Source organism: Streptomyces sp. RerS4, assembly GCF_023515955.1.
In the GTDB taxonomy this organism is placed as follows: Bacteria; Actinomycetota; Actinomycetes; order Streptomycetales; family Streptomycetaceae; genus Streptomyces.
In genome coordinates, this window is sequence record NZ_CP097322.1 from 3,544,058 (window position 1) to 3,561,239 (window position 17,182).

Annotated in this window: 14 protein-coding genes; 10 read left to right on the forward strand and 4 right to left on the reverse strand. The window is 71.0% G+C overall.

The annotated features are described in order from the left end of the window. Positions 1–208: 208 nt before the first annotated feature. The 5 genes from M4D82_RS16360 to M4D82_RS16380 all read left to right on the forward strand — a co-directional run bounded on the left by M4D82_RS16360 (position 209) and on the right by M4D82_RS16380 (position 3,889). Positions 209–1,570, forward strand: a complete 1,362-nt coding sequence (locus M4D82_RS16360; protein WP_249766757.1) for an aspartate aminotransferase family protein — start codon at positions 209–211, stop codon at positions 1,568–1,570. A 295-nt stretch (positions 1,571–1,865) separates the two neighbouring features. Further along, complete coding sequence (gene pucL / locus M4D82_RS16365; protein ID WP_249766758.1) at positions 1,866–2,783, forward strand: factor-independent urate hydroxylase; 918 nt, start codon at positions 1,866–1,868, stop codon at positions 2,781–2,783. Positions 2,784–2,898: 115 nt separating this feature from the next. After that, positions 2,899–3,144 carry a hypothetical protein gene (locus tag M4D82_RS16370; protein ID WP_249766759.1) on the forward strand — a complete coding sequence of 82 codons (246 nt, stop codon included), beginning with the start codon at positions 2,899–2,901 and terminating at the stop codon, positions 3,142–3,144. Between the two features lie 133 nt (positions 3,145–3,277). After that, positions 3,278–3,616, forward strand: coding sequence for a hypothetical protein (locus M4D82_RS16375; RefSeq protein WP_249766760.1), 339 nt, complete (start codon positions 3,278–3,280; stop codon positions 3,614–3,616). A 60-nt stretch (positions 3,617–3,676) separates the two neighbouring features. After that, the gene (locus M4D82_RS16380; protein WP_249766761.1) at positions 3,677–3,889 is read left to right on the forward strand and encodes a hypothetical protein; all 213 of its coding nucleotides are present in this window, start codon (positions 3,677–3,679) and stop codon (positions 3,887–3,889) included. Positions 3,890–3,963: 74 nt separating this feature from the next. Here the strand turns inward: M4D82_RS16380 and M4D82_RS16385 are convergent, their stop codons facing one another. Continuing rightward, positions 3,964–4,374, reverse strand: coding sequence for a hypothetical protein (locus M4D82_RS16385; RefSeq protein ID WP_249766762.1), 411 nt, complete (start codon positions 4,372–4,374; stop codon positions 3,964–3,966). Between the two features lie 157 nt (positions 4,375–4,531). Between M4D82_RS16385 and M4D82_RS16390 the strand changes: the two genes are divergently transcribed. Further along, the gene (locus tag M4D82_RS16390) at positions 4,532–5,389 is read left to right on the forward strand and encodes a hypothetical protein (RefSeq protein ID WP_249766763.1); all 858 of its coding nucleotides are present in this window, start codon (positions 4,532–4,534) and stop codon (positions 5,387–5,389) included. Between the two features lie 23 nt (positions 5,390–5,412). Here the strand turns inward: M4D82_RS16390 and M4D82_RS16395 are convergent, their stop codons facing one another. Then, the gene (locus M4D82_RS16395) at positions 5,413–6,888 is read right to left on the reverse strand and encodes a polysaccharide biosynthesis protein (RefSeq protein WP_249766764.1); all 1,476 of its coding nucleotides are present in this window, start codon (positions 6,886–6,888) and stop codon (positions 5,413–5,415) included. Positions 6,889–7,126: 238 nt separating this feature from the next. Here M4D82_RS16395 and M4D82_RS16400 point away from each other — a divergent pair, with 238 nt between their 5' ends. The 3 genes from M4D82_RS16400 to M4D82_RS16410 all read left to right on the forward strand — a co-directional run bounded on the left by M4D82_RS16400 (position 7,127) and on the right by M4D82_RS16410 (position 11,192). Next, complete coding sequence (locus tag M4D82_RS16400) at positions 7,127–9,124, forward strand: FUSC family protein (protein WP_249766765.1); 1,998 nt, start codon at positions 7,127–7,129, stop codon at positions 9,122–9,124. A gap of 107 nt (positions 9,125–9,231) precedes the next feature. Further along, positions 9,232–9,945: a hypothetical protein gene (locus M4D82_RS16405; RefSeq protein WP_249766766.1), complete on the forward strand. Its 714-nt coding sequence runs from the start codon at positions 9,232–9,234 to the stop codon at positions 9,943–9,945. Next, the gene (locus M4D82_RS16410) at positions 9,933–11,192 is read left to right on the forward strand and encodes a sensor histidine kinase (RefSeq protein ID WP_249766767.1); all 1,260 of its coding nucleotides are present in this window, start codon (positions 9,933–9,935) and stop codon (positions 11,190–11,192) included. The genes M4D82_RS16405 and M4D82_RS16410 overlap by 13 nt, the downstream gene beginning before the upstream one ends. An 83-nt stretch (positions 11,193–11,275) precedes the next feature. On the opposite strand, the gene M4D82_RS16415 is transcribed toward M4D82_RS16410, so the two are convergent. Continuing rightward, a complete protein-coding gene (locus tag M4D82_RS16415; RefSeq protein ID WP_249766768.1) occupies positions 11,276–13,360 on the reverse strand; it encodes a PhoX family protein in 2,085 nt (694 codons plus the stop codon). A gap of 294 nt (positions 13,361–13,654) precedes the next feature. On the opposite strand from M4D82_RS16415, the gene M4D82_RS16420 reads away from it, so the two are divergent. Next, positions 13,655–15,268, forward strand: coding sequence for a VWA domain-containing protein (locus tag M4D82_RS16420; RefSeq protein ID WP_249766769.1), 1,614 nt, complete (start codon positions 13,655–13,657; stop codon positions 15,266–15,268). A 74-nt stretch (positions 15,269–15,342) separates the two neighbouring features. On the opposite strand, the gene aspS is transcribed toward M4D82_RS16420, so the two are convergent. Next, positions 15,343–17,172: an aspartate--tRNA ligase gene (gene aspS, locus M4D82_RS16425; RefSeq protein ID WP_249766770.1), complete on the reverse strand. Its 1,830-nt coding sequence runs from the start codon at positions 17,170–17,172 to the stop codon at positions 15,343–15,345. Positions 17,173–17,182: the final 10 nt, after the last annotated feature.

The window sequence follows — 17,182 nt, forward strand, 5'->3', positions numbered from 1 at the left end:
CGGCGCACCTACCCCCGTCGGAGACGGCCAAATCCGTGCGGTCGCCCACGTGGGCGCACGGCGCGACCGGTACCGGGCCGGGGCCGCCGGTCTCCCCCGTGGAGCAGCGGTTCCGACCACGCTACCGGTCGCTCCCGGCCCGTGGAGGAGGGCGGCGGCCATCCGTCACGTTCCGCGGGTCCACATCCTGGACAACTACGCTCAAGGCATGAACGCAGAAGCCCACGACCTCGCCGCCGTGAAGAACGCCGTGAAGAGCGCCGACCGACAGCACGTCTTCCATTCCTGGTCGGCGCAGGAGCTCATCGACCCGTTGGCCGTCGCCGGGGCCGAGGGCTCGTACTTCTGGGACTACGACGGGAACCGCTTCCTCGACTTCTCCAGTGCGCTCGTCTACACCAACATCGGCTACCAGCATCCCAAGGTGGCCGCCGCCATCGCGGAGCAGGCCGCCAGGCTCTGCACCGTCGCGCCCGGCTTCGCCGTGGACGTGCGCTCCGAGGCCGCTCGCCTGATCGCTGAGCGGACCCCCGGGGACCTCGACAAGATCTTCTTCACGAACGCGGGCGCCGAGGCCGTGGAGAACGCAGTCCGGATGGCCCGCCTGCACACCGGCCGCCCCAAGGTGATGTCCACGTACCGCTCGTACCACGGGGCCACCTCGACCGCGATCAACCTCACCGGTGACGCCAGGCGCTTCGGCAACGACAGCGCGACCGCCGGTGTCGTGCACTTCTGGGGCCCGTTCCTCTACCGCTCGCCCTTCCACGCGACGACCGAGGCCGAGGAGTGCGAGCGCGCCCTGCGCCACCTGGAGGACACGATCGTCTTCGAGGGCCCGCAGTCGATCGCCGCGATCATCCTGGAGACCGTCGGCGGCGCCCCCGGGGTGCTCGTACCGCCGGCCGGCTACCTGGCGGGCGTTCGGGCGCTGTGCGACCGCTACGGCATCGTGTTCATCCTGGACGAGGTCATGGTGGGCTTCGGCCGCACCGGGAAGTGGTTCGCCGCCGAGCACTGGGACGTCACCCCCGACCTGCTCTGCTTCGCGAAGGGCATCACCAGCGGTTACGTGCCGCTCGGCGGCGTGGCCATCTCCGCCGCGATCGCCGAGACCTTCGCCCGGCGCCCCTACCCGGGCGGTCTGACGTACTCCGGGCACGTGCTGGCCTGCGCGGCCGCCGTCGCGACCGTCAACACGATGGCCGAGGAGGGCATCGTCGAGCAGTCCGCCCGCACCGGCGCCGACCTGCTGGGCCCAGGGCTGCGGGCCATCGCCGAGCGGCACCCGTCCGTGGGCGAGGTACGGGGTCTGGGCACCTTCTGGGCCCTGGAACTCGTACGCGACCCGGCGACGCGCGAGCCGCTCGTCCCGTACAACGCCTCGGGCACGGACAACGCGCCGATGGCGGCCTTCGGCGCGGCCCTGAAGAAGGGCGGCCTGTGGCCGCTCCTCGCCGGCAACCGGATCCACGTCGCCCCGCCCTGCAACATCGCGGCGGAGGACGTGACCAAGGGGCTCGCCATCCTCGACGAAGCACTGACGGTCGCGGACGCGCACATGGCCTGACGTGCGCCTGACCTGCGCCTGACCTGCGGGGCTGTACGGACGCCCAAGCCGTGGGTGGCGGTGTTCGGATGATCCGTACGGTGGTTCACCCGCCGTACACATGGTGCAATCCGAGCAGTACTTCTTCAGTACCACTCAGCACCTACGGACCGGGATGCACGTCAGTCCCGGGGCGGCCCCCAGGGGTCGAACGGCGGGGAGCGGCACGTCTTCAGTCGGGGCGGGCGCTGGACGCCGGGCGTACGGGATCCAGACGACCGGACTCCGTGTTCCCGAGTACCCGAAGGAAGACAGCATGAGCAAGCACGTCCTGGGCCAGAACCAGTACGGCAAGGCCGAGAACCGCATCGTGAAGGTGACCCGCAAGGGCAACGACGGCTCCTGGCACGAGATCCGCGACCTCAACGTCTCGGTCGCGCTCCGCGGCGAGTTCCGCGACGTCCACCTGACCGGCGACAACGCCAACTGCCTGCCGACGGACACCACCAAGAACACGGTGTACGCCTTCGGCAAGGAGCACGGCATCGCCTCCCCCGAGGCCTTCGGCATCCTCCTCGCCAAGCACTTCGTCTCCTCCCAGTCGCCGATCCGCGAGGCGCAGATCCGCATCGAGGAGTACGCCTGGGAGCGGATCCCGGTGCCGACGCGCAAGGAGCAGCACTCCTTCGTCCGCAAGGGCCAGGAGGTGCGCACCGCGCAGATCACCTACAGCGAGACGACCGGTCTCCAGGTCATCTCGGGTCTGAAGGACCTGACGGTGATGAACTCGACCAACTCCGAGTTCCACGGCTACATCAAGGACAAGTACACGACCCTCCAGGAGGCGTACGACCGCATCCTGGCGACCAAGGTCACCGCCCGCTGGGCGCACTCGGCGCTGGCCGCCGACGACCCGGAGTACGACTGGGACCAGTCGTACAAGAAGGTCCGCAAGAACATGCTGGAAGCCTTCGCGGAGACGTACTCCTACTCGCTCCAGCAGACCCTGAACCAGATGGCCGAGCGGGTGCTCGACCACTGCCCGCGGGTCAACGAGGTCCGGCTGAACCTCCCCAACAAGCACCACTTCCTCGTCGACCTGGAGCCCTTCGGCCTCAAGAACGACAACGAGGTGTACTTCGCGGCGGACCGCATGTACGGCCTGATCGAAGGCACGATCCACCGCGAGGGCGTGCAGCCGGTGATCGCGACGTCCGACTGGATCGTCGCCTGACCCGGTTTTCTGGCCGAACGCACTCTTGCCCTGACCGTCGCACCCAAGGAGGCTGAACAGCCGACGAGTTGAGAGCGATGCACCTGTTGCGGGTGTTGAAGGTGGGAGCCGGTACATGCCGTCCGCGATCCGGGAATGGCGGGGCTGGACCGGCGCCGCACCGTTCTGGCTGAACTCGCTCGTCCTGGCCCTGGCGCCCTTCACCGCCGTGACCCTGCTCGCGCAGTTCGGCGTCATCGGCACGCTGGCCGCCCTCGGCGGGCTGGTCCGTCACCTCTGGTTCGGGGACTACGGCCACCCCGTGATGCACCTCGCCGCCGCCCTCATGGGGGCGGCGGCGGTGGCGTTCGTGGTGGCCTGAACCCCGTCACCCGATATCGACCAATGGGGGTGACTTCGTCCCCCGGTCGGGGGGATCTTGGGCGTGGTCGGAGAGTCGCGCGCGACACCGGGGCATTGAATCCCCCATGAACGGTGCGTGGAAGGCACGGACTGTGCCGGCGAGGGCCCTGACGGTGGTCTGCGTCGCCCTGCTGTGCCTGTTCGGCGCCGGTCCCGCCGCCGTGATCGCGGCGACCTCATCAGCGGCCACGGAGTCGCGCCCCGCCTCGTCCGCACCGGCCGAACCCGGCGAAGGGCAGGCCGATCCGGGCGAGCCCGCCGCACGGGCCGCCGTACGGACCGTCGTACGCGGGGCGCCGACCGTACGGGGCCTGCCCCCGAGGACGTTTCACGTGGAACATCCGGGCCGACGTGCCCGGATGGCCCCGCCCGCGCCGGCCGAACCGGACCTGTCCCGACGGACGGTGAGGAGTGTGGTCCTGCGCTGCTGAGCGCGCCGAGCAGCAGCGCGACCCCCCACAACACCCCCTTGACCACCGTGAGGTTCCGTCATGCCCATCGACCCGTTCGCCGCCCTGAACGCCATGCTCCGCGCCGAGGTCACCCGCTTCAGCCCGCAGACCCGCCGGACCGAACAGAGCGGCCCGCAGCCCGTACCGCAGCAGACGCCGGTACCGCAGACCGCGCCCGCCGACGCCGAGTCGGGGGGTGAGTCCCCGCAGGCGCAGGTGAAGGCGCAGGCTCCGGTCGACCCGGCGGCGTAAGGCCCACGGGCCCGTGCCCCGCCCCGCTCAACGGGCAGGGCACGGGCGCCCCTCAGGCCCATACGCCGTCCCGCTCAGGGCTCCCGCGTGTAGTAGCGGTAGAACGCGGTGAGGCCGACGCCCAGGCCGACGAAGAGGCCGATGACGGCGGCGCCCAGCACCGATTCGCGGGTGAGGCTGTGCAGGTAGCCCGCCGCGATGCCGGCGAAGACGCCGTACGCGGTGGCGTGCACCTCACGCTTGAGCCTCGGGCCGACCTTGGCGAGGGCGTACATGATCGCGGCGAAGAGCGCGCCGCACAGGATTCCGTAGAAGACGTTGCCCGCGTCCACCGGGCCCGTCTGGCGATTGATGAAGGCCGCCCAGACTCCGTAGACGAGGCCGAGCGCGAGCGCGCGGACCATGCGGTTGCGGTCGGTGTGGTCTGCGTTCACCGAGGCCGCCGGGCGGTGCCGACGGGAGGCGGTGGGTGCCGCGTGTGCCATGGCGGGCTCCTCTCTTCCATCCTCCAGAGCACACCCGCCACCCGGGAGCGGCAAGTGGATCACAGCTTTCGCGGACACCCCCCAGGTCGTGTCGTGTGCCCACCCGTACGCAGCAGCAGCGCCGGCGCCGGCCCGCGCCGTGGCTTTCCCTGGTGACGTGCGCACCTTCCTGTCGGCGGCCCTCATCGTGCTCGTGGCTCTCCTCGTGCCCGCGAGCGCGGTCGCGTACTGGGCCGACCGCGAACTGGGCCACGTCGACCGCTACACGGCGGCCATGTCCCCGCTCGCCGACGATCCGGCCGTGCAGGACGTGGTGGTCACCCAGGCCGGTCGCGCCCTGTCGGGGCAGATCGACGCGGGCCCCTTCCAGCCCGGCGTCGAGGCCCTCATCGACGAGGCCCTGCGGTCCTTCGCCGGCACGCCGGCCTACCGCACGGCGTGGGACGCGGCCAACCGCGCCGCCCACGCGGCGTTCCTGCACGCGCTCACCACCGGTGACGGCGACGCCGTCACCCTGGACCTCGCGCCCGTGCTCGCCCGGGTCAAAGAGGAACTCGTGGCGGGCGGGGTGCCGTTCGCCGACCGCATCCCCGAGACGCAGCTGTCCGTGAAGGTCATGGAATACGACGACCTCGGCTCGCTCCGGAAGGCGTTCCGCATGCTCCAGATCGCCGGTGTCTGGCTCCCCGTCCTGACCGTGCTGCTCGCCGTGGCGGCCGTCGCGGTGGCCGTCCAGCGGCGACGGGCCGTCGTCGCCACCGGTCTCGGACTCGCCGTCGGGTCCGTCCTGTTGTGGATCGCGGTCGCCCTGGGCCGCCGTTTCACCCTGGACGACCTGCCGGCCGACGTCGACCGGCAGGCCGCGGCCGCCGTGTACGACGCGCTCACCGCGTTCCTGCGCGGCACCGCCTGGGCGGTCCTCGCCGTCGGCCTCGCCGCCGCCGTCGCCGCCTGGCTCGCGGGCCGACTCCGCCGGACGCCGCAGGCCCACTCCCCGGAAGCCCGCACGCCGTAGGCCCTCCACGACTTGGCGTGGCGTCAGGGCTGCGCCTGCTTCAGTAGTCCCTTTACGGACACATGCGTGTTGCCGAAGAACCAGTTGAGGTCATACCTCTCCTCCTCCCTTTTCAGTTCTTCTTCGTCCAGGGAGTCGTATATGTCGTAGATCGACTCGGTTATCTTCTTTTTCTTGAAGTCGAATGAGGATATGAAGACGTCCGTGGGATCCTCCGCCGACCAGAAAGCAGCCACGTAGCGCGGCTTTCTCGTCATGTTGACCATGTTGTTGTTGTGGCGCACCCGGCCGTGATATATAAGCTGTTCACCGCAATCCTCGGGTGGGCAGTAATACCTCTTTTCCGATTTTACCCAGGAGGGTCTGGCGACACCGAATTCTCGGTCGATCTCCCCCCGATCCTGTCTCACGACGGCGAAGATGAGTTCGGCCGAAAGTGTCTCGTACCGGGTGTCCCTGGGAAGCGTGATCACCCTCTCCAACTGAAACTCTTCGCCGATGTCCAGTTCCGACCCAGCACCTTGGAACTGCCCGGACGCCACGATCTCGTATTTGGCGTTCTTCACGTACTTTTCTGCCTCCAGGGTCCAGTCATCCTCCCCTTCACCCTTCCATTCCGACATCCCTTCACCCGAGTCGGAGAATTCGGCCGTGTGTCCCCATACCGAGTAATCGTCGACGACAAGGTAAACCGGGATCCCTCCGGTATTCTTTGCGTAGAGCTTGAGCGGGATGTGAATGTAGGACGAATCGGCACCCGCCTGCGGCGTGCCGAATTCTGCTCTCAGGATAAAATGCCGGGGAGCGACAATGGGTTGATAGATAATCGAGTAACCCAGACTGACGGCCGTCAGGAGCGCGGTGACGGTAATCCCTGCCGCGAACTTTTTGGGGTGCGGTATCCCTTTCCACACCTTTTCATGGACAAGGACACGGAGGGCCCATAGCGACCAGAGCCACAAGGCAATAAAGACCGGGAAAGCGGGTATGAATTCTCGCTCCTCAAGCCAAAGAAGGAGAAGAAGGCTGGTGGTGGCCAGCGCCATGAGCGCGCCGAGCAGTACCAGCGCTCCGGACAGCGGGACCTGCCGACGGCCCCAGTAGTCGACGACAGCAGGCAAGGCACTGCCCTGTACTGCGGCTGCAAGCAGGAACAGAACACCGACCAGGCGTTGCGCGAAGGTGAGTGCTCCGAGGGCGTCCGTCCAGCCGATGACGGCGTGCAGCACCAGCGAGCCGAGCAGCCCCACGAGCATGACGGCGATGACCGCACGCCGTCTCCACCCCCTGTCGTCGGGCCACGCGCCGCTGTCGCCGCCGCGCCAGTGAACGCGACAGGGGTCGTCCAGGTCCATGTCGTCGGGGTAGCCGAGGCCGCGGAGTACCTTCCGCAACTCGCGGAGGGACCAGGCGCTGCCCACCGTCTTGTCGTGGATGGTGATCCGGCGCAGGCCGCGCCGGTCGGGTGGCTCGACGACCACCCATGGTCGTATGCCCATGGGGCCAGGCTCGGCGTCCCGCCCGCCATGCGCACGCCGAGCTACTGCGTTCGATTGAATCAGGAGTTCGACGAAGGTGCTTCAACCGCCTCAAGCTGCGACAAGTCACTCACGTTGAAGGCCCCGCACGCGGTAGGCCCCGCACCCCATAAGCTCGGAACATACCCATCCTCCGCCTAGCTCCCCAGAAGAACCGATTCGCGAGCGGCGACACGGAAGCCGGTGACACGGAAGCGGAATGACCACCGAACGACGCACCGAGCACATACCGTCCGGGCGGGCCCGGCCGAGGGCGTTGGCCCCACCCGCCTGGCTGCTCGCGGGCCTGCGGCCGACGGGAGCCCCCGTCCCGTGGGCGGCGGCCGTCCGCGCGGGCATCGCGCTCGCCGCACCCCTCGCCGTCGGCTTCGCCCTCGACGAGCCCGAGTACGGGGCGCTCGTCTCCATGGGGGCCCTGTCCGGGGTGATCGGCGACACCGCCGACGCCTACCGGATGCGGATCCTCAACATCGCCGTCCCGCAGTTCTTCGGCGCGGTCGGCGTGGCGCTCGGCACCCTGGTCTACGGGCACGGCTGGCTCGCGGTCGCTCTCCTCACCCTGATCGCCCTCGTCTCCGGGATGATCTCCTCGATCGGCACGGTCGCCTCCGTCTCCGGACTGCTGCTCCTGCTCAACGCGGTCGTGGGCGCCGGTCTGCCGCTGCCGCAGCCGTGGTGGACGGCGCCGCTGCTGCTCACCGCGGGCGGCCTGTTCGTCCTCCTCCTGACCCTGCTGGGCTGGCCGCTGCGCGGCCGGCAGCCCGAACGGGCCGCCGTCGCCGCTTGCTACCGGGCCCTGGCCGACGCCCTCGAAGCGGCCGGCGGGCCGCCCGCCGCGTACGAGGAGCGCCGCCAGCGGGTCACCCAGGCCCTGAACCACGCCTACGACCTCGTCCTGGGCCGCCGCGCCCGGGTGCACGGGCGCAGCCCCGCCCTGGTGCGGCTGCTCGCCCAGCTCAACGTGCTGATCCCGCTCGTCGAGGCCGCCCCCGCCGCCCACCTGCGCGGCCGCCCGCTGCCCGCCACGATCCCGGCGGCCGTCCGCGACCTCGCGGCCGCCGTCGAGGACGGCCACACGCGGGCGCCCGCCCTGGAACTGCCGGCGCCGCACACGCCGGCCGAACGGGCCATGGACGCCGCCCTACGGCACGCGGCGACGATCGTCCACCTGCCCGAACCGGATCCGTACAACGTCGACGACCGCCTCGGCCGGCCCGCCGCCCTGACGGTCCGGGCCCGGCGCGGCGTGCGCGACATGATGCTCTCCGGCGCCTCCTGGCGGTACGGGCTGCGCCTGGCCCTGTGCATCGGGCTCGCGCAGTCCCTCGTCTCCCTCATCCCCGTGGAACGCTCCTACTGGGTCGCCCTGACGGTCACGTTCGTCCTCAAGCCGGACTTCGGCTCGGTGTTCTCCCGGGCCCTGCTGCGCGCCCTGGGCACGGCGGCCGGGCTGGTCCTGGCGGCCGCCGTGCTCGCCGAGGTGCCGCGCGGCTGGTGGGACGTCCCCGTGATGGTGGTGCTCGGCGCGCTGATCCCGGTGTTCTCCGCCAAGGGGTACGCCTTCCAGACGGCGGCGATCACCCCCGTGATCCTGCTCCTGTCCGACCAGCTCAACCACCAGGGCTTCGACCTCATCCGCCCCCGCCTGCTGGACAGCCTCATCGGCTGCGCCATCACCCTGATCGCCGGCTACCTGTTGTGGCCCGAGAGCTGGCGCACCCGCATCGGGGACCGGCTCGCCGACACCGTGGACGACGCCGCCCGCTACCTGGAGCGCGCCTTCGCGCCCGTGGCCGACGAAGCGGCCCGGGGGGCCGCCCGGCAGGCCCGGCTCCAGGCCCGCCGCCGGATCTACCGGGAGCTGTCGGGCGTCCGCAACGAGTTCCAGCGGGCCCTGACCGAACCCCCGCCGACGGGGGCCCGCGCAGCCGCCTGGTGGCCCCTGGTGGTGGCGGTGGAACGCGTCGTGGACGCCACCACCGCCGCCCGTGTCCGCGTCAACCACGGGGCCGCGCCGCCCGCGCCCGAGGAGGTCGAGCGGATCACCCGGGAACTGCGCGCCCTCGCCACGGGCGTACGCACCAGCGTCACGCCGGTACGGGTCGACGTCCCGCCCCCCGAGGACCCGTCGAGCGTCCTCGCCCCCGTGCACCAGGAGGTGGCGGCGGCCCGCGCCATCGCCCGCCCCGACAACTGAGCCCCGGACCCGTGCCGCCGGATCCGTGCCCCGCCCCGTCACCGCCCCCGTCACCCGAACGGTCGACGGGCCGGGCCGGGAGCGCTGCGGCGGGTGAGCATCGGTACATGCACCGCGCCTCGGCCGTGATGGTCCTCGCCGCCGTACTGGCGGGGGCGACGGCGGGGTGCGCCGACGTGGAGGGGCTCAAGGACGACGGCGACCTGGGCACGGCGCACGCCCCGCACACCCTGTGGAAGGACATCCGCCCCTCTCCGGCGCCTTCCGGCCAGGACTCGGGCGCGGCCGCCGTGGTCCCCGGACTGGCGAAGGTGACCGGCGGCGACATGCGCGGCGTCGACGCGCTGTCCGTCCTACGGGCCGACATCACCTCGGCCGCCGCCCAGGACGGCGGCACCGGACGCCTCGTCGACCCCCGAGCCGTCCAACGGCTCGCCCTGTGCACCGACGCCCCCGACGGCGGCCCCGACTGCCCGGTGCGGCCGGCGGCCCTGCACGACGTGACGGGCAACGGGAAGGCCGAGCTGATCACCGCCCTCGACATCGACGGCCGACTCAGCGAACTGCGCGTCTACACCGTCCGGGACGACGGCCGCATCGCCCGCGTCCTGTCCCGTCGGGGCGTCCTGGAGGGGGTGGAGGTGGCCGCCGAACACCTCGCGGTCCGCGAGCCGACCTCGAACCCCCGGTACATCTCCGTCTCCGACTACGTCTGGGACCCCAAGGCCGGGGCCATGAACCTGACGCAGCTCACCCTCGACGAGTGCCACGTCATCTCCGACACCCCCCTGAGCCCGGACCGGTCGCGATGCGCCCGATGAGCAGCCTGCGCTGGAAGATCGCCCTCACCACGACCCTGGTGTGCTGCCTGGTCGCCGCCGCGCTGGGGATCCTGGTGCACAACGTGACCGCCCACCAGATCGTCGGGGAGGTCCGCAAGGACGCCGACCGGGACCTGGACCACGCGCTGAGCCACTACGAGTACGGCACCGCGCACGGCGACCTGAACGTCGCCCTGGACCCGCCCGGCCTGCCCCCGCCGCTGAAGGCCCTCGTCGCGCGCGGCCGCACCGGCAGCATGGTCGGCCGGCGCGGCGACCAACCCGTCATGTGGGCCGCCGGCCCCGCCGACGGGAAGGCCCTCGCCGTCTGGATCCCGTACGAGAGCACCCGCACGCGGCTGCGCGACATCGACGCCGCCATCCTGGCCTCCTCCGCGCTCGCGGCGGGTGTGGTCGCCCTGGCGGGCCTCTTCCTCGCCAACCGGATCAGCCGCCGGCTCACCACCACGGCCGCCGTGGCCCGCCGCATCACCTCCGGGGACCTGGACGCCCGGGTGGGTCTGCGCGCCACCGACGACGGGCCGCGCCCGCCCCGCTACCGCGACGAGGTACGGGACGTCGCCCAAGCCCTGGACTCGATGGCCGCCTCGCTCCAGGGGCGGCTGGAGGCCGAGAAACGGTTCACGGCCGACGTCGCCCACGAACTGCGCACCCCCCTGACGGGATCGCTGGCCGCCGCCGCGCTGCTCCCCGAGGGCCGCCCCAAGGAGATGATCGTCGACCGGCTGAAGGCCCTGCACCGGCTCACCGAAGACCTGCTGGAGATCTCCCGGCTGGACTCGGGCGTGGAACGGGCCGACCTGGCCCGGGTGGAACTGGGCCCCGCCGTGCGGCGGGCCGTCGCCGCGACCGGGCTGCCCGCCGAAGTCCGGGTCGTACGGGACATCGTCGTGCTCACCGACCGGCGCCGGCTGGACCGGATCCTGGCCAACCTGCTGGTCAACGCCGACAAACACGGGCGGCCACCGATCGAGGTGACCGTGGAGGGGCCGGTGGTGGTCCTGCGCGACCACGGACCGGGCTACCCGCCCGAGCTGATCGAACAGGGTCCGCAGCGTTTCCGCACCGGCGACCCCGGACGCGGTCGCGGACACGGGCTGGGCCTGACCATCGTGATGGGCCAGGCGGCCGTCCTGGGGATCGAGCCGGTCTTCTCCAACGCCCCCGACGGAGGCGCCGTGACGACGCTCCGGCTGCCCGTCGGACGCCTGACGGACGAGGACTGACGGGAGTTGACCGAAACGACCCGGGGTCGTGTTTCACGTGAAACACGACCCCGGGCACTCAACTGACCCCGCTCATCGGTGCATCAGACGCCGATGTTCTTGCCGTCCTTGCGCCACACCGACACGACCGCCGGGCGGACCAACTTGCCGGGACCGTCGGGCCACACCGACTGCGGCTTCTCGACGGACGCGCCGTCGATCTCGCCCGGGTGCTGGACGGCGACCAGGACGCGCTTGTCCTGGATGATCGGACCGCAGGTCTCGGCGCCGCGCGGCACGGTCAGGAACTGCTTCAGCTCACCGCGACGGTCACCGGCGGTCGCGACGCCGAACAGGCCGTCGTGGGAGCCGAGCTGGTTGCCGTCCGTGGAGATCCACAGGTTGCCGTGCGGGTCGAAGGCCACGTTGTCCGGGCAGGAGATCGGGCTGACCTTGTCCTTCGGGAAGCCCGCGAAGTAGGTCGCCGGGTCGTTCGGGTCACCGGCGACCAGGAAGAGCCGCCAGGCGAAACCGTCGCCGGCCGGGTCGTCGAAGTTCTCGGCGAGCTCCAGGATCTGGCCGTGCTTGTTCAGGTTGCGCGGGTTCGGCTCGGTGGCGCCTTCCTTGCCCGGCTTGCCGCGGTCGGTGTTGTTCGTCAGCGCGACGTAGACGCGGCCGGTGCGCGGGGACGGCTCGACGTCCTCGGGGCGGTCCATCTTCGTGGCGCCCACCTTGTCGGCGGCCTGACGCGTGAAGACGTAGACCTCCTCGGCGGTCATGCCCTCGACGTGCGAGACGTTGCCGGTGGCGAGCTTGATCCAGACGCCGCTGCCGTCGAACTCGCCATCGGCGGGGAGCTTGCCGCTGCCGTCGATCTCGGCGGCCGGGGCGTCACCGGTGAGCTTGGCGACGTAGAGGGTGCCCTCGTCGAGCAGCGTCAGGTTGTGCTCCTTCGCCGCGCGCGAGTCGCCCTTCATCATCCGCTTCGAGGAGACGAACTTGTAGAAGTAGTCGAAGCGCTCGTCGTCGCCCATGTAGACGACCGGACGGCCGTCCTCGGTCAGACGGGGCTGCGCGGCCTCGTGCTTGAAGCGGCCGAGCGCGGTGCGCTTGCGCGGGACGAAGTTCGGGTCGTACGGGTCCAGCTCGACGACCCAGCCGAAGCGGTGCGACTCGTTGGGCTCCTGCGCCACGTCGAAGCGCTTGTCGAAGCGCTCCCACTTGCGCTCGGTCTCGCCGCCGGCCACGCCGTAGCGCTTCAGGCGGGCGGCGGCGACCGGGTCGGTGACCTTGCCGGCGTTGCCGAAGTACTGGTTGAAGTTCTCCTCGCCGTGGAGGGTGGTGCCCCACGGGGTGGTGCCGCCGGCGCAGTTGTTCAGCGTGCCGAACACCTTGGTGCCGGTCGGGTCCACGGAGGTCTTCAGGAGCGCGCCGCCGGCGGCCGGGCCGCTCATGCGGAACTCGCTCTTGGTGTGCAGGCGCCGGTTGAGCTGGTGGCGGGTGACCGCGGTCAGCTTGCCGCTGCGGTGGTCCTCCTGGACGACGACCACGGACAGGCCGTGCGCGGCCCAGGCGATCTCGACCTGCTCGCGGGTCGGGTTCGCCGGGTCGTAGCCCTTGAACATGAGCATCTCGTCCGTGTACTCGTGGTTCGCCACGAGCAGCTGTTGGCGCTCGTAGTGGCCGCCGAGCGGGAGGAGGCTCAGGAAGTCGTTGTTGTAGCCGAACTGACCGGCCTGCGCGGCGGCGGTCTGCTTGTCCGGGTTGAAGCCGGGGGCGCCCTTGACGATCGGGTCGCCCCAGCGGATGACCACGTTCTGCTCGTGGCCCTCGGGGACGGTCACCTTGTCGTCCGTGTTCGGCGCGACGGGCTTGAAGCGCAGGCCACGGGCGGCCTCGCCGGCGCGCTTCGCGGCGTCGGCGGAGTCGGCCGGGGCGGCGGTGGCGCTCTGGCCACCACCCGCGCCGACGGTGAGGGCGGTGCCGGCCGCCGTCGCGACGGTGACGACGGCGGCGGAGCGCAGCATCGACCGGCGGGAGTAGGCGCGGGCTATGACGTCACCGGCGTACTCGTTGTCGCTGGTGTTGGGCACCTCGTGGAAGCAGGCGTCTCCACAGCGGTAGCGGCAGGTGAGAGCGGAACGGCCGCTCCCATGCGGGTTGCCGAGAAGCGGCAGGAGCTTGCGCACGAGGTGTCCTCCGGTAAGTGCACGGCGCCGACAACGTGTCGGTGGAATCCAGCCGCGACGCTAGGCCGGGGTTGCGCCGATGTGGCGGCGTCGGGATGAACGCTGGATGAACCCGGCACGGCGGAGGGGCAGTTCGTCGTGAAGCACCGGTTCGCTGTAGGGCTGGGCGCCACGAAAGGCGCCCCTGCCGAAGTTCCAGCCAAGGGGCCGATAACCTTACGTGTCCACTCTGGGCAGGGATCAACCGCGCAGCACGGACAAATGACGCACGCACTCATGCGAAAGGCCTGGCTCATGGGTATTCGGAGCTTGTTGCGCAAGGTGTTCGGCCGGTCATCGGAACCGGTTCCCGAGACGTCGGACGCCTCTTCCGCCGCCGTACCGAACCAGGCGGAACGCACCCCCCTGGACGCGGCGGCCGAGCTGGTGGCGGCGTCTTTCGACAACCCGACCGTTCCGCCGCAGTCCGCACCGCGCGACCGCGAACCGGGGACGCTGCTCACCGCCCCGGCGACCACCTCGGACCCCACGGTCCCCGAGGCCCGTCGCCCGGTGCCGCCGGCGACCCCCCGCCCCGCCCCGGCGCCCGCCGAGGCGCAGTCCTCCCCCGAACCGGTGGCCGAGCCGGCCGAAGAAGCCGAGCCGAGGCCTGTCGCCGCCGAAGCGGAACCGGAAGCCGAGCCCGTGGCCGCCGCCCCCGAGCCCGTGGCCGTCGCCCCCGAGCCCGAGCCGCAGGCCGAAGTCCAGCCCGCAGCCGACCCGGAACCCGAGCCCGAGCCGCAGGCCGAAGTCCAGCCCGCAGCCGACCCGGAACCCGAGCCGGAGCCCGAGCCGCAGCCCGCAACCGTGGCCGCCGAAGCGGAGCCCACCCCCGAGCCGGAGGCAGCCGCCGAGCCGGCCGAGGAAACCGTCGTCCCGGCGGAGCCCGTAGCCGCCGAAGCGGCACCGGAAGCCGAAGTCGTCGCCGCCGCGCCCGAGCCCGAGCCGCAGGCCGAAGTCCAGCCCGCAGCCGACCCGGAACCCGAGCCGCAGCCCGCAACCGTGGCCGCCGAAGCGGAACCCACCCCCGAAGCCGAGCCCGAAGTCGAGCCCGAGCCCGTGGCCGTCGCCCCCGAGCCCGAAGTCGAGCCCGAGCCCGCAGCCGTCGAAGCGGAAGCCGACGCGGACGCGGACACCACCGACGCCGACACCAACTCCGACGTCGACCTCGACGTCGACGTCGACGTCGACCTCGACGTCGAGCCCCAAGGCCCCGCCCTCACCGCGGCAGCGGTCCGGCGGCGGGCGCCCGGGGTTTCGGCGGCGTACAAGGCCGCCGGACAGGTGCTCCGGACCAAGGGCAAGGCGGGGGCCCGCGCCAAGGTGTACCTGGTCCTCGACCGCTCAGGCTCGATGCGCGGCTTCTACAAGGACGGCAGCGCCCAGTACCTCGCCGACCACGCCCTCGGCCTGGCCGCGCACCTCGACGAAGAGGCCACCGTCCACACGGTGTTCTTCTCCACGGAGGTGGACGGCGCCGCCGAGCTGACCCTCGACGCCCACGACGCCACCTGGGTCGAGGCCCGCCACGGCGAGCTCGGCCGGATGGGCCGCACCAGCTACCACGTCGCCGTGGAAGCGGTCCTGGAGCGCTACCGCAAGGACGGCGGCACCGGCCCGGCCCTGGTCGTCTTCCAGACGGACGGCGCCCCCGACAACCGTCAGCCCGCCCGGCAGGCGATCGCCGACGCCGAGTCCTCCGCGCCGGAGGTGTTCTGGCAGTTCGTCGCGTTCGGCGACGACGACGCCAAGGCGTTCGACTTCCTGCGCAAGCTGGACGCCGAGAACGCCGGGTTCTTCCACGCCGGCCCCACCCCCACCGAGCTGACCTCCACCGCGCTCGCGAAGGGCCTCCTGCAGCGCTTCTGAGGCCGTTCACGCCGAAGGCGGCGCCCCCTCCACCCGGAGGGGGCGCCGCCTTCGGCGTTACGGAAACAAGGGCGTCAGCCGCGCGGCGACCCGGCGTCCGGCACGACCGCGTCCGACACCGGACGCTCCGAGGGGGCGGCCTTCGTCTCGACCGGCTTGCGCAGCGCGATGTTCAGCTCGCGCAGCCGCGACTCCTCCAGGACCGTGGGCGCGCCCATCATCAAGTCCTGGGCGTTGCCGTTGAGCGGGAAGGCGATGGTCTCGCGGATGTTCGGCTCGTCGGCCAGCAGCATGACGATGCGGTCGACGCCCGGGGCGATGCCACCGTGCGGCGGGGCGCCGAGGCGGAAGGCGCGCAGCATGCCGGCGAACTCGCGCTCGACGGTCTCGGCCTCGTAGCCGGCGATCTCGAAGGCCTTCAGCATGACCTCGGGCTCGTGGTTGCGGATGGCGCCGGAGGACAGCTCGATGCCGTTGCAGACGATGTCGTACTGCCAGGCCAGGATGTCGAGCGGGTCCTTCTCCTCCAGGTCCTTCATGCCGCCCTGCGGCATCGAGAAGGGGTTGTGGGAGAAGTCGATCTTGCCGGTCTCCTCGTCCTTCTCGTACATCGGGAAGTCGACGATCCAGCAGAAGCGGAAGACGTTCTCCTCGAACTGGCCGGCGCGCTTGGCGGCCTCGACCCGGACCGGGCCCATGATCTTGGAGACCTCGTCGAACTCGCCGGCGCCGAAGAACACCGCGTGCCCGGCCGCCAGGCCCAGGCGCTCGGTGAGGACCTTGACGTTCTCCTCGGTGAGGAACTTGGCGATCGGGCCGGTCAGCGCACCGTCCTCGCCGACGCGGACCCAGGCCAGGCCCTTGGCGCCCAGCGAGATCGCGTACTCGCCGAGGCCGTCGAAGAACTTGCGCGGCTGGCCGGCGGTGTCCGGGACGGCCAGGGCACGCACGTGCTTGCCGGCGAACGCCTTGAACTCCGAGCCCTCGAAGACGTCGGTGATGTCGACGAGCTCCAGCTTGGCGCGCAGGTCGGGCTTGTCGTTGCCGTACTTCAGCATCGACTCGCGGTACGGGATCCGCGGGAAGGGGGAGGTGACCTCGCGGCCACCACCGAACTCGGTGAAGAGCTCGGTCATCAGGCGCTCGATCGGCTGGAAGACGTCCTCCTGCTCGACGAACGACATCTCGACGTCGAGCTGGTAGAACTCGCCCGGCGAACGGTCGGCGCGGGCGTCCTCGTCGCGGAAGCAGGGCGCGATCTGGAAGTACCGGTCGAAGCCGGAGATCATCAGCAGCTGCTTGAACTGCTGCGGCGCCTGCGGCAGGGCGTAGAACTTGCCCGGGTTCAGGCGGGAGGGGACGACGAAGTCACGGGCGCCCTCGGGGGAGGTCGCGGTGAGGATCGGGGTCGCCATCTCGTTGAAGCCGAGCGCCACCATCTTCGAGCGGATCGACGCGATGACCGCCGAGCGCAGCATGATGTTGCGGTGCATGCGCTCGCGGCGCAGGTCGAGGAAGCGGTATTCCAGGCGCCGCTCCTCGTTCACACCGTCGTCGGTGTTGATCGTGAAGGGCAGCGGGCCGGCGGCGCCGAGCACCTCGACCTCGGCGGCCTCGATCTCGATCTCGCCGGTGGGCAGGTCGGGGTTGACGTTCTCGGCGCCTCGGGAGACGACCTTGCCGTCGACCCGTACGACCGTCTCCTTGGACAGCTTGTCCAGGACGGCCGCGGCGGCGGTGCCGGGGCGGGCGACGAGCTGCGTGATGCCGTAGTGGTCACGCAGATCGATGAAGAGGATGCCGCCCAGGTCTCGACGATTGTGCAGCCAGCCGCTCAGCCGGACGTCGGAGCCGACGTCGGAGGCACGGAGCTCGCCGCACGTGTGGGACCTGTACCGATGCATCAGTCATCCA

Bases quoted from the DNA above. Each gene is read 5' to 3' on its own strand.
- M4D82_RS16360 (WP_249766757.1), top strand. From the start codon at position 209: ATGAACGCAGAAGCCCACGACCTCGCCGCCGTGAAGAACGCCGTGAAG.
- pucL (WP_249766758.1), top strand. From the start codon at position 1,866: ATGAGCAAGCACGTCCTGGGCCAGAACCAGTACGGCAAGGCCGAGAAC.
- M4D82_RS16370 (WP_249766759.1), top strand. From the start codon at position 2,899: ATGCCGTCCGCGATCCGGGAATGGCGGGGCTGGACCGGCGCCGCACCG.
- M4D82_RS16380 (WP_249766761.1), top strand. From the start codon at position 3,677: ATGCCCATCGACCCGTTCGCCGCCCTGAACGCCATGCTCCGCGCCGAG.
- M4D82_RS16385 (WP_249766762.1), bottom strand. From the start codon at position 4,374: ATGGCACACGCGGCACCCACCGCCTCCCGTCGGCACCGCCCGGCGGCC.
- M4D82_RS16395 (WP_249766764.1), bottom strand. From the start codon at position 6,888: ATGGGCATACGACCATGGGTGGTCGTCGAGCCACCCGACCGGCGCGGC.
- M4D82_RS16400 (WP_249766765.1), top strand. From the start codon at position 7,127: ATGACCACCGAACGACGCACCGAGCACATACCGTCCGGGCGGGCCCGG.
- M4D82_RS16405 (WP_249766766.1), top strand. From the start codon at position 9,232: ATGCACCGCGCCTCGGCCGTGATGGTCCTCGCCGCCGTACTGGCGGGG.
- M4D82_RS16410 (WP_249766767.1), top strand. From the start codon at position 9,933: ATGCGCCCGATGAGCAGCCTGCGCTGGAAGATCGCCCTCACCACGACC.
- M4D82_RS16420 (WP_249766769.1), top strand. From the start codon at position 13,655: ATGGGTATTCGGAGCTTGTTGCGCAAGGTGTTCGGCCGGTCATCGGAA.
- aspS (WP_249766770.1), bottom strand. From the start codon at position 17,172: ATGCATCGGTACAGGTCCCACACGTGCGGCGAGCTCCGTGCCTCCGAC.